At 69.6% G+C, this 11198-nt stretch carries 11 protein-coding genes; 7 read left to right on the top strand and 4 right to left on the bottom strand.

What is annotated here, in order from left to right; all coding sequences use genetic code 11:
• The first annotated feature begins 284 nt into the window (after window positions 1-284).
• The 4 genes from VFQ84_RS12395 to VFQ84_RS12410 all read left to right on the top strand — a co-directional run bounded on the left by VFQ84_RS12395 (window position 285) and on the right by VFQ84_RS12410 (window position 2970).
• A complete protein-coding gene (locus VFQ84_RS12395; RefSeq protein WP_325131947.1) occupies window positions 285-839 on the top strand; it encodes a hypothetical protein in 555 nt (184 codons plus the stop codon).
• A gap of 129 nt (window positions 840-968) precedes the next feature.
• A complete protein-coding gene (locus VFQ84_RS12400; protein ID WP_325131948.1) occupies window positions 969-1328 on the top strand; it encodes a DUF6404 family protein in 360 nt (119 codons plus the stop codon).
• A 49-nt stretch (window positions 1329-1377) separates the two neighbouring features.
• Entirely contained in the window at window positions 1378-1581 is a 204-nt protein-coding gene (locus tag VFQ84_RS12405) for a hypothetical protein (RefSeq protein ID WP_325131949.1), read from the top strand.
• Between the two features lie 108 nt (window positions 1582-1689).
• Complete coding sequence (locus tag VFQ84_RS12410; protein ID WP_325131950.1) at window positions 1690-2970, top strand: amidohydrolase family protein; 1281 nt, start codon at window positions 1690-1692, stop codon at window positions 2968-2970.
• Between the two features lie 158 nt (window positions 2971-3128).
• On the opposite strand, the gene VFQ84_RS12415 is transcribed toward VFQ84_RS12410, so the two are convergent.
• Entirely contained in the window at window positions 3129-4064 is a 936-nt protein-coding gene (locus tag VFQ84_RS12415; protein ID WP_325131951.1) for a methyltransferase, read from the bottom strand.
• Window positions 4065-4338: 274 nt separating this feature from the next.
• Entirely contained in the window at window positions 4339-6540 is a 2202-nt protein-coding gene (gene katG / locus VFQ84_RS12420) for a catalase/peroxidase HPI (protein WP_325131952.1), read from the bottom strand.
• Window positions 6541-6780: 240 nt separating this feature from the next.
• On the opposite strand from katG, the gene VFQ84_RS12425 reads away from it, so the two are divergent.
• Genes VFQ84_RS12425 through VFQ84_RS12435 form a run of 3 tightly spaced genes read left to right on the top strand, consistent with a single transcriptional unit; the run spans window position 6781 to window position 9423 of the window.
• Window positions 6781-7089, top strand: a complete 309-nt coding sequence (locus tag VFQ84_RS12425; protein ID WP_325131953.1) for a metalloregulator ArsR/SmtB family transcription factor — start codon at window positions 6781-6783, stop codon at window positions 7087-7089.
• A gap of 13 nt (window positions 7090-7102) precedes the next feature.
• Entirely contained in the window at window positions 7103-8509 is a 1407-nt protein-coding gene (locus tag VFQ84_RS12430; RefSeq protein ID WP_325131954.1) for a DUF2867 domain-containing protein, read from the top strand.
• A 26-nt stretch (window positions 8510-8535) separates the two neighbouring features.
• Complete coding sequence (locus VFQ84_RS12435; RefSeq protein WP_325131955.1) at window positions 8536-9423, top strand: alpha/beta hydrolase; 888 nt, start codon at window positions 8536-8538, stop codon at window positions 9421-9423.
• A gap of 83 nt (window positions 9424-9506) precedes the next feature.
• Here VFQ84_RS12435 and VFQ84_RS12440 read toward each other — a convergent pair whose 3' ends face one another.
• Both VFQ84_RS12440 and VFQ84_RS12445 read right to left on the bottom strand, forming a co-directional pair.
• Complete coding sequence (locus VFQ84_RS12440) at window positions 9507-10361, bottom strand: CPBP family intramembrane glutamic endopeptidase (protein WP_325131956.1); 855 nt, start codon at window positions 10359-10361, stop codon at window positions 9507-9509.
• Window positions 10362-10613: 252 nt separating this feature from the next.
• On the bottom strand, window positions 10614-11198 hold a 585-nt coding region (locus VFQ84_RS12445), incomplete at its 5' end, for an NADP-dependent isocitrate dehydrogenase (protein WP_325131957.1).

Here is an 11198-nt window from a genome sequence, read left to right on the forward strand (position 1 = left end):
ATCGGCATGGCGCCGGTCTCGGCTTCGCGCAGGATCGAGATGATCTGCTCGTCGGTAAATCGCTTCTTCATGGAGCTCTCCTTGCCTGTTAAGGGTAGAGAACTCACTATCCAAATGGCTACACGTTTCGTCTCAGGTCAACGTCACCTTGGCGCTGGCGCTGTTGGTCTCGGCCCCGCTTGTCATCGCGGCGGCGATCCTGGCCTTGCGTCGGCGAGGATCAACCGGCAAGGTCTCCTGACCGATCATTCAGGCCGCCGCCTTCGGCGTGCCTTGACCAATCCGTGAATACCGCCCACTTGCGAGGCCGCATGCACCTCCTATCCAACACCCTGGCCGCTCTGCTCATAACCGCCGTCCTGTGCCCGTTTACTGCCTCGGCGAGCGCCAAGGGCCGCGCGGCTGAAACCATTGCCGCGCCGGACGTACTCGAGGGCTCATGGGAGGGTTCGTTCGAGGCGCTGTCGCCGACGCCCGAAGGCCACAGCATCTCGTCCAGCGTGACGATTCGTCTTACCTTCAGCAGCGAAGGTGCACGCGTCTTCTCCGGCCAGGGTGGCGCCTGGCGGGAGGTGGCGCCGGACCGCTTCAAGGTCGAGCGTCTTGGCCCTCACGCGTTGATCCATCTGGTGCACGCCGGGCAGGTCCCGGGCCCCCATGGCAGCCGCTGGTTCGAAACCTACCTGATTGCTGTCGCGGCGATGACGGAAGACACCCTCCTGGGTCACTGGTCCCGCGTAGTAAGCCACCCCGATCTGTCGCCGAACGATCCTGACCGGGCCTTCACGGTCACGGGAGACGTGGTGCTAAGGCGTGTGGAAACAGCTACCGGACGCTGACCGTCTGGCCAAGCCGACGACATTGGGCGGTGCGGTCTGACCCAGGACAAGACCCGCATTCAAAGGCACGAAGGCTGCTCATTCACGCCGACGCCTCCGGCGCGGCTCAACCCAGACAGCAGGCAACGCATGGACCACGACGAAAAGATCGCACGCATGTATCCCCACATGGACGCGCTGGGCATCGGCCGCAGCACGGCCGTGCCGCCGGCCTGGCGGGTGCTCTGGTCGCTAGGCGTGAAGGTGCCGCCGCCCCTGTTCGTGCCGTTCCTTCCCATGGCGCTGGCGACGGGGGCCTTCTTCGGCATGACCTGGGGCCTGCTGATGGCGTTCGTGTACTGGTCGCGCCAGGGCTACCCGGTGTCGGCCATGCTCGGGTCCTCGATCGCCGCCGGGGTGCTGTTCGGCCTGGCGATGGCCGGCATCTACCGCTACCTGGCCCGGAAGCACCGCTTGCCGTCGTGGGATCAGTACCGCGGCGCGGCCTGAGCCACGCGGCGGCCCCCTCTTCTACGGATACGGAGACAGGTTCTTGGAAATGTTGGGTTTGATCCTCATGGTCATCGGCGGCCTCTGGACGCTGTTCGCGGCCTTTTCCACCAGTATCTGGTGGGGCCTGGGTTGCCTGCTGTTCTCCCCGGCGGCGCTGGTGTTCCTGATCCTGCATTGGGACGTCGCCAAGAACCCGTTCTTCCTGCAGCTGGTGGGCGTCGCGCTCTGGTACTTCGGCAGCACGTCCTGAATCCGGCCCGGGCCCGGGCCTCCTGCCCGGGTCGCCCGCCGCCCGGGCATTGACCGCGTGCGACGCGGGTTTGGCTACACTCGGTCGATCCCGACCGAGACGCCGCCCATGACCCTGCCGACCTTCACCAAGACCCTGCTCGCCGCCGCCCTGGCGCTGGCGGCCCTGCCCGCCGCCGCCGACACCGTGCTGATCTCCGCCGAGCGCCTGCTCGACGTGCGCACCGGCCAGTGGATCCAGAATCCCGAGATCCTGGTCCGCGACGGCAAGATCGCCCGCATCACCCGCGGCCCCGGCGAGCCGGTGGCCGACGCCCGGCGCATCGACCTGGCCGGCATGAGCCTGCTGCCGGGCCTGATCGACATGCACGTGCACCTCGACTCCGATCCCAGCTATGGCGGTTACACGGGCCTGCAGTTCACCGACCGCTTCTGGTCGATGCTCACCGTGAAGCACGCCGGCGAGACGCTGGACGCCGGCTTCACCACCGTGCGCAACGTCGGCGCCGACGCCTGGAACGACGTCGGCCTGCGCCAGGCCGTGGAAGAGGGCAAGATCCGCGGTCCGCGCGTGGTCACCGCCGGCTACAGCTTCGGCGCGACCGGCGGCCACTGCGACAGCACCTTCTTCCCGCCGTCGTTCGATTCCAAGAGCCCGTACAACGCCGACAGCCCGGATGAAGCGCGCAAGCGCGTGCGCGAGCTGCGCAAGTACGGCGCCCAGGTGATCAAGATCTGCGCCACCGGCGGCGTGTTCTCGCGCAATACCGAGCCGGGCCAGCAGCAGCTGAGCGAGGCCGAGATGCGCGCCGTGGTCGAGGAAGCGCACCAGTGGGGCCTGAGGGTGGCCGCGCACGCGCACGGCAGCAGCGGCATCAAGGCCGCCATCCGCGCCGGCGTGGACACCATCGAGCACGCCAGCCTGATCGACGACGAGGGCATCGCGCTGGCCAAGAAGTACGGCGCCTGGCTGTCGATGGACATCTACAACACCGACTACACCCAGGCCGAGGGCAAGAAGAACGGCGTGCTCGAGGACAACCTGCGCAAGGACCGCGAGATCGCCGAGGTCCAGCGCGAAGGCTTCCGCCGCGCCCACGCGGCCGGCGTCCGGATGATCTACGGCACCGACGCCGGCGTGCATCGCCACGGCGACAACGGCAAGCAGTTCGCGGTGATGGTGCGCTACGGCATGACGCCGCTGGAAGCGATCCGCGCGGCCACCGTGAACTCGGCCGAGGCGCTGGGACGCGAGGATGTCGGCGTGGCCGAGGTCGGCCGCTGGGCCGACCTGGTGGCGGTGTCGGGCGACCCGACGAGTGACGTGACCCTGCTCGAGGCCATTCCCGTCGTTATCCAGGGCGGCGAAGTCGTCAAAGACTCCCGCTGACCCCCTGCCTCCCTGTAGGAGCGCCTTCAGGCGCGAAGCTTCTCGCCGAAAAGATTCGCAAGAAAAGGGGTCAGAGTGAATATCTGTTCCAAACAGATATTCACTCTGACCCCTTTTCTTAAAGATTCGCGCCTGAAGGCGCTCCTACAGGTCAGGGCTTACTGGGCCTGGGGCTTCACGAAGCGCAGGGTCATGCGGTCGCTTTCGCCGATGGCGGCGTACTTGTCCTTGTCGGCGTCGTCGTGGTTGTTGCCCGGGGGCAGGGTCCAGACGCCGTTCGGGTGGTCCTTGGTGTCGGCCGGGTTGGCGTTGATCTCGCTCTTTTCCTCGAGCACGAAGCCCGCGGCGGTGGCGAGGCCGATCACGTAGTCCTCGGGCAGGTAGCCCGACTCGACCACTTCCTCCAGGGTCTTGCCGGCGGCCGCGCGGTGTTCGACCACGCCCAGCACGCCGCCCGGGGCCAGCACGTCGAAGAAGCCCTTGAACATCGCGGCCTCGCTGCCGGCGCCGACCCAGTTGTGCACGTTGCGGAAGGTCAGCACCACGTCGGCCGAACCCGGCTCGCCGAACACCGGCGCCTTCGGGTCGACTTCGATCAGGCTGGCGTTGGCGTAGACATCGGGATGCGCGGCCAGCTTTTCGCGGAACTTGGCGTTGGCGTTGGCGTAGTACGCGGTGGCGCGCTCGCTGCCGGCGGTGGCCGGATCGTTGAGCACGCCGATGTAGCGGCCCTTGCCCTGCGCCAGCGGCGCCAGGATCTCGGTGTACCAGCCGCCGCCCGGGCTGATCTCGATCACGGTCTGGCTGGGACCGACGCCGAAGAACTCCAGGGTCTCGCGCGGATGGCGGAAGCCGTCGCGGGCGGCATTGGCCGGATCGCGCCAGGCGCCGGCAAGGATGGCGGCCATCGGGTCGGCCTCGCGGTCGCGGGCATCGGCGTCGGCGGCGGGCGCGGCGTCGGCCGCCATGGCGTCGGCGGTGGCGGTGTCGCCGGCGGTGGCGTCGGCCGGCGCGGCCTCTTCGGACGCAGGGCTGCAGGCGCCGAGCAGCAGCACGGACAGGGCGAGGGCGAGCGGGGCGGACTTGATGCGCATGCGGTGGCTCCGGAGGGGTTTGGAATCAGCCGCCGACACTAGCACGCGTGCCCGTTAACGCCATGTAGGAGCGCCTTCAGGCGCGAAGCTTCTCGCCATGTAGGAGCGCCTTCAGGCGCGAAGCTTCTCGACGGGAAGATTCGCGCCTGAAGGCGCTCCTACAGGGGGGGGCGGTGGTGAGGGACAAGCCCCGTGAGGGGGGGTGGAAAGAAATCGCCCCGCGCCGGCCGGGGTCGAACGCGGGGCGAGGTCCGGAGGAGCGGACCGGACGGGATTACTGCAGGTCGAAGCGGTCCAGGTTCATCACCTTGGTCCAGGCCGCGACGAAGTCATGGACGAACTTCTTCTCGGCGTCGGCGGTGGCGTAGACCTCGCACAGCGAGCGGAGCTGCGAGTTCGAGCCGAACACCAGGTCGACCACGGTGCCGGTCCACTTCACCTGGCCGGACTTGCGGTCGCGGCCCTCGAGCACGTTCTTGTCGCCTTCCGAGCGGGCCCACTTGGTGTTCATGTCCAGCAGGTTGACGAAGAAGTCGTTGCTCAGGGTGCCCGGACGCGAGGTGAACACGCCGTGCTTCGCACCGCCGTGGTTGGCGTCGAGGGCGCGCAGGCCGCCGACCAGCACGGTCATTTCCGACGCGGTCAGGGTCAGCAGGTTGGCCTTGTCGAGCAGCCACTCGGCGCCGTCGGCCGCGTAGTCCTTGTTCGCGGCGTAGTTGCGGAAGCCGTCGGCCTTGGGCTCGAGGTAGGCGAAGGAATCGACCTCGGTGTCGGCCTGCGAGGCATCGGTGCGACCCGGCGCGAACGGCACCGAGATGTCGTGGCCGGCCTTCTTGGCCGAGGCCTCGACCGCGGCGTTGCCGGCGATCACGATCAGGTCGGCCAGCGACACCTTCTTGCCGCCCGACGCGGACGCGTCGAAGTCCTTCTTGATGCCTTCCAGCACGCCCAGCACCTTGGCCAGCTCGGCCGGGTGGTTGGCCTCCCAGTCCTTCTGCGGGGCCAGGCGGATGCGGGCACCGTTGGCGCCGCCGCGGAAGTCCGAGCCGCGGAAGCTCGAGGCCGCGCCCCAGGCCACGCGCACCAGCTCGGCGTTGGACAGGCCCGAGGCCAGCACCTTGGCCTTGAGCGCCGCCACGTCCTTGTCGTCCACCAGCGGGTGGTCGACGGCCGGCACCGGGTCCTGCCAGATCAGGTCTTCCTTCGGCACCAGCTTGCCGAGATAGCGCGCCTTCGGGCCCATGTCGCGGTGGGTCAGCTTGAACCAGGCGCGGGCGTAGGCGTCGTGGAACTCCTGCGGGTTGGCCAGGAAGTGGCGCGAGATCTTCTCGTAGGCCGGGTCGAAGCGCAGCGCAAGGTCGGCGGTGGTCATCATGATGGTGACCTTCTTCGACGGATCGTGCGCGGCCGGGGCCACGTTGCTGTCCGTCTGCACCTTCGGGTGCCACTGGTAGGCGCCGGCCGGGCTCTTGGTGAGCTCCCACTCGTTGCCGAACAGGTTCTCGAAGTAGGTCATGTCCCACTTCGTCGGGGTCGGGGTCCAGGAACCCTCGATGCCGCTGGTGATGGTGTCGTCGCCCTTGCCGGTGCCGTGGCTGGAGATCCAGCCGAAGCCCTGCTCGGCGATGTCGGCGCCCTCCGGCTCGACGCCGACCTTGGCCGCGTCACCGGCGCCGTGCGCCTTGCCGAAGGTGTGGCCGCCGGCCACCAGGGCCACGGTCTCGTAGTCGTTCATCGCCATGCGGGCGAAGGTGTCGCGGATGTCGCGGGCCGAGGCCAGCGGGTCCGGCTTGCCGTTCGGGCCCTGCGGGTTCACGTAGATCAGGCCCATCTGCACGGCCGCCAGCGGGTTGGCCAGCTCGCGGTCGCCGCTGTAGCGGTTGTCGCCGAGCCAGTCGGTCTCGGTGCCCCAGTTGATGTCGCCTTCCGGCTCCCAGATGTCGGCGCGACCGCCGCCGAAGCCGAAGGTCTTGAAGCCCATCGAGTCCATGGCGACGTTGCCGGCCAGGATCAGCAGGTCGGCCCAGCTGAGCTTGGCGCCGTACTTCTGCTTGATCGGCCACAGCAGGCGGCGGGCCTTGTCGAGGTTGCCGTTGTCGGGCCAGGAATTGAGCGGGGCGAAGCGCTGGGCGCCGGTGCCGCCGCCACCGCGGCCGTCCTGCACGCGGTAGGTGCCGGCGGCGTGCCAAGTCATGCGCACGAAGAACGGGCCGTAATGGCCGTAGTCGGCCGGCCACCACTCCTGCGAGTCGGTCATCAGCGCGGTGAGGTCACGCACCACGGCGTCGAGGTCGAGGGTCTTGAAGGCCTCGGCGTAGTTGAACGCCTCGCCCATCGGGTTCGACTTCTTGTCGTGCTGGTGCAGGATCTTGAGGTTGAGCGCGTTCGGCCACCAGTCGCCGTTGGACGGGCCACCGGCCTGGGTGTGGATCGGCGCATTGCCGGAAGAGAACGGGCACTTGAGTTCGGTAGTCATGGTGGGCTCCTGGGTCTTGCAGCGAACGAACAGAGGGTTCGGAGGCGGGGCGCCCGGCGGGCGCCGGACGGGTCCGGTCTTCACAAGCTACGCCGGCATCGTCGCGCGTGAAAATGAATGTTTCGGATGCCTGCGATAGGCGCCGGCTATCGAATATGGCGAAAGCCAACGAAATCCAAGGCTTGACCGGGGGCGGGGAAACGGTAAATAGTTAATTACTTTATTAACTATCTACTCGCCATGGACCGCATCTTCGAAGCCCTCGCCTCCTCGCCGCGCCGCCAGATCCTGGCCTTCCTGCACGCGGGCGAGCTGACCGCCGGCGAGATCGGCGCCCGCTTCGACTTCAGCAAGCCGGCCTTGTCCAATCACCTGCGCGTGCTCGAGGAGGCCGGCCTGATCGTGCGCGAGAAGCGCGGACAGTTCGTCTACTTCCGGCAGGTACCCGAGAAGCTGGCCAACACCGTGTTCGCCTGGGCGGCCGAGGTCTGCCCGGTCGCCGGTCCGCTGCAGCGCGAAAGCCGCGACCGCGCCAAGAAGCCCGCCTGAACCCGGAGTGCCCATGGACGTCGCCCTGCAGCAGGTCTCGAGTTTCCCCAGCGTGCGCCTCGCCTCCTGCTCGGGCGGGCTGCCGGTGGAAGTGTCGCTGATCGCCCAGCTCGGGGTGGGCGGCGGCGATGCATTGGTGGCGTCGGCGAACACCCGCCAGCGCGGACACGCTGCCTACATCGACGCGCTGGACGAACCCTCGGCCCGGATCGGCGCGATGGACCTGGAAAAGGGCGACGCCACCGCGCTGTACACCTTCAGCGTGGGCGCGGGCGGCCATCCCTTCCACCGCCACGCCGGGCACCGCGTTTTCACGGCGATCTCCGGCAGCGGCGGCGCCGCCCTTCGCTTCAGCACGGCCTCGGATGACGCGATCGCGGCCGACCCGCGGGCCTTCGTGCGCGCGCTGCGCACCGTGCACATCCCGCCGGACTGCCTGTTCACGGTGCGCTTCGGCGGCGGCACCTGGCACCAGTTCCTGCCGCGCCGCCAAGACGCCGGCCATCCGGCGCTGTTCGCCTTGTCCTGCCACACCAATGAACTCGGCGGCGACCTGCCCGAGGCCGTGCGCGCGCGCGTCCGGGACAACACGGCCGACATCCCCAGCCTGACCGAGACGCTGCCCGCCGAGGTGGCGGCCTTGCTCGATGTCCTGGACCCGCGCGAGATCCGCACGGTGGAACTGTCGCTGCAGGCGCCCGCCGCCTCGCTGCCGGCGCGACTTTGCGGCCTCGCGCGCACCCTGGCGGGGCGCGGCCGCGCAAGGCTCGCGGCCTGGCGCGCGGATGTTGGCTTTGCCTCGCGGCAGGAGCCGGCGCTGCCGGTGCAGGCGCTGCCGGCCGCGCCCGAAGGCTCGCTGCTGCACGAGCAGCTGCAGGTGGACGGCGTGCACGAGGATGCCTTCGCCATCACGCTGCCGGCGGATGAACTGGACGCGGTGCCTGTCGACGACGTCCTCGCCGCGGTGCTGGAAGGCTTCCTCGAGCGTCGCCCTGCGGGCGTCAGCGCGCTGATGGCGCTTCGCAACGTGCTGGTGGCGCCGATCCGGCTGCGCACCTCGCCGCTGGGCTGCCCGGTGTCCTCGCTGCTGGCCACCGGTTCGCCCGAGCGCTTCGCCGGACGCTTCCCGGTGCTGGCCCAGCGCCGGGACCGGGACGGCCGCCGCGTGCAGGTCCTGCTGGGCGCCGACGATCGCCACCTGCGCTTCCGCACGTGCGTGGCCGTCGAACGCCGGCCGGACGGCCGCCTGCGGATCACGCTGGCCACCCGCGTGCACTGCCTGAACGGGTTCGGTCGCTTCTATCTTCGGGCGATCGACGGCGTGCATCGCCACTACGTGTCGCCGGCCCTGCTGGCGCCCGCCGTGGCCCACGCCCGGGCCCGGCTGTGTCCCGCCCCGGCCTCGTGGGCCGTTGCCTGACTCAGTCCCCCACGCTGGAGCCACGTATGCCCCGCACGTCCCTGGTCCTCGGCCTGGCGCTGGCCGGCCTGTCGCTGTCCACCCCGGTTGCCGCCCAGGGCCTGACGCCCGACGCCGTGGACCGGCTGCCCACGCGGGTGCCGCATGCGGTTCATCGCTATGGTCCGGCGCCGCAGCAGTACGGCCAACTGCGCCTGCCGGAAGGCCGCGGCCCGTTCCCGGTCGCGGTGGTCGTGCACGGCGGCTGCTGGACGAAGGGCTTTGCCACGCTGGCGAACACGGCGCCGCTGGCGAGCGCGCTGGCCGAGCGCGGCATCGCCAGCTGGAACATCGAATACCGCCAGTTGGGCGAGGCAGGCGCCGGCTGGCCGGGCACCTTCCAGGACTGGGGCGCGGGCACCGATGCCCTGCGTGACCTGGCCGCGAAGCATCCGCTGGATCTGACGCGGGTGGTGACGGTTGGCCACAGCGCCGGCGCGCATGCGGCGCTGTGGATCGCGGCGCGACCCACGCTGGCCGCCGACAGCGAAGTCGGCGCCGCTGCGCCGCTGCCGGTGCAGGGCGCGGTGGCGGTGGACGGGCCGGGTGACCTGGCCGCTTTCGTCGGCGTGGACGAGCAGGTCTGCGGGCAGCCGGTGATCACGACCCTGTTCGGCGGCAAGCCCGCCGAGGTGCCGGCGCGCTACGCGGACGGCTCACCGGCGCAGCGCCTGCCTTTCGGCGTGGCGCAGGCTCTGGTGGCCTCGGTGGTGCTTCCGCCCGACGCGGCCCGCGCGTACGCCGCGAACGCCGGGGGCGACGACGTGCGCGTGATCGCCCTGGAGAAGGCGGGGCACTTCGACATGATCGCCCCGGGGCAGCCCTCGACCGAACAGGTGATCGAGGCCGTCGAAACCCTGCTGGCGCCGCGCTGAAGTTGTAGGAGCGCCTTCAGGCGCGAAGCTTTTCGGCGAAAAGATTCGCGCCTGAAGGCGCTCCTACAGGGAGGGGGCTTGGGTTAGCGCGTGGGCGCGGGCGCCAGGCCTTTCCAGCGCCAGAGCAGCGCGATGATCAGCAGGTCCACGGCGATGCCGACGATGCTGGCCTCCGGCCCGAACGCCCCGCCGGTGAGCCAGGTCGGCTGGCCGGAGAACGCGGGCTGGAACCACCCGGCCTGCTCGACGCCGCTGACGCCCAGGCCCATCAGGCTGCCGCCCGCCCAGTTCCAGCCGAAGTGGAGGCCGACCGGAAGCGCCAGGCTGCGCGTGCGCAGGTAGGCCAGGCCCAGCATCAGCGACGCCAGCGCCAGTTCGACGCTGGCCACGACGCGCGTGATCCCGTCCATGCCCGGGTTGTCCCAGTGGCCGAGCGCGAACACCAGCGCGAACACGAGTTGTGCGATCCAAGGCCCGGCACCGTCCACGAGCCGCTGGAACAGGAAGCCCCGGAACAGGTTCTCCTCGAGCAGGGCCACGAACAGGAAGAGATAGGCGCCCCAGGCCAGGGCACCCACGCTGCGGGCGGGATCGAGCGAGAACACGACGCCGCCGGACGCGGCGATCAGGGCGGCGGCCAGCAGCAGTGAGCCCAGGCCCAGCGCCACGCCAATTCCGGCCAGCGTGAACCAGCGGCGATCCAGCCCCCAGCCGACGTCGGCCAGTGACTCACGGCGAAGCCGCAGGCAGGCCCAGGTGACGAGCAGGGTCAGCAGGAACGGCAGCGGTTCGCGCCAGCCCTCATGCAGCCCGGCGGCGGTGGCCGCCCGCGAGATGGGCGTGTAGACAGCGCTCGTGGCGGCGATGAAGGCCGCGAAGAGGAGCATCCACCAGCCGTTGCGCAGGCGCCGGTCGGCGTTCAGGAAGATCCCATGCATGGCGTCCCTGCCTTTCGATGAGCCTGCATCGGCAGGCGTATCGAGCATGGCGCGGCGATTGGCCGCTGCCGTGTGCCAAGGGTCATTGCGGCCGTATCGCGGGCCGAAAGCGCGGGAGCGCCTTCAGGCGCGAAGTTTGAATGTAGGAGCGCCTTCAGGCGCGAAGCTTTTCGGCGAAAAGATTCGCGCCTGAAGGCGCTCCTACAGGACGGTGGAGCCGGGCGCGTGTGAGGCGAGCGGATCCGGGCGCGGTCAGAGGGTGGAGAGGGCGATGTTGAAGGTGTTGCTGGGGCGCATCGCCGCGGTGGTCTTCGCGAGGTCCGGGCGGTAGTAGCCGCCGATGTCCACGGGCTGGCCCTGCACCGCCAGCAGCTCGTCGACGATGGTGGCTTCCTGGTCGGACAGCAGCGTGGCCAGCGGTGCGAACTTCGCCTTCAGCGCCGCGTCTTCGTCCTGCGCGGCCAGGGCCTGGGCCCAGTACAGCGCCAGGTAGAAATGGCTGCCGCGGTTGTCGATGCCGCCGACCTTGCGCGAGGGGCCGCGGTCCTCGTCGAGGATGCGGCCGTTGGCCAGGTCCAGCGTCTTCGCCAGCACCGGCGCCGGGGAGTTGAGCCAGCGCTCGCTGATGTGCTCGAGCGAGGCCGCCAGCGCCAGGAATTCACCCAGCGAATCCCAGCGCAGGTAGTTCTCCTGCACGAACTGCTGCACGTGCTTGGGCGCCGAGCCGCCGGCGCCGGTCTCGAACAGGCCGCCGCCGGCCATCAGCGGCACGATCGACAGCATCTTGGCGCTGGTGCCCAGCTCCATGATCGGGAACAGGTCGGTGAGGTAGTCGCG

Source organism: Arenimonas sp., from assembly GCF_035721105.1.
GTDB lineage: Bacteria > Pseudomonadota > Gammaproteobacteria > Xanthomonadales > Xanthomonadaceae > Arenimonas.

Excerpts from the sequence above, each read along its gene's own strand:
- VFQ84_RS12400 (WP_325131948.1), top strand. The coding sequence starts at position 969 with ATGGACCACGACGAAAAGATCGCACGCATGTATCCCCACATGGACGCG.
- VFQ84_RS12405 (WP_325131949.1), top strand. The coding sequence starts at position 1,378 with ATGTTGGGTTTGATCCTCATGGTCATCGGCGGCCTCTGGACGCTGTTC.
- VFQ84_RS12410 (WP_325131950.1), top strand. The coding sequence starts at position 1,690 with ATGACCCTGCCGACCTTCACCAAGACCCTGCTCGCCGCCGCCCTGGCG.
- VFQ84_RS12415 (WP_325131951.1), bottom strand. The coding sequence starts at position 4,064 with ATGCGCATCAAGTCCGCCCCGCTCGCCCTCGCCCTGTCCGTGCTGCTG.
- katG (WP_325131952.1), bottom strand. The coding sequence starts at position 6,540 with ATGACTACCGAACTCAAGTGCCCGTTCTCTTCCGGCAATGCGCCGATC.
- VFQ84_RS12425 (WP_325131953.1), top strand. The coding sequence starts at position 6,781 with ATGGACCGCATCTTCGAAGCCCTCGCCTCCTCGCCGCGCCGCCAGATC.
- VFQ84_RS12430 (WP_325131954.1), top strand. The coding sequence starts at position 7,103 with ATGGACGTCGCCCTGCAGCAGGTCTCGAGTTTCCCCAGCGTGCGCCTC.
- VFQ84_RS12435 (WP_325131955.1), top strand. The coding sequence starts at position 8,536 with ATGCCCCGCACGTCCCTGGTCCTCGGCCTGGCGCTGGCCGGCCTGTCG.
- VFQ84_RS12440 (WP_325131956.1), bottom strand. The coding sequence starts at position 10,361 with ATGCATGGGATCTTCCTGAACGCCGACCGGCGCCTGCGCAACGGCTGG.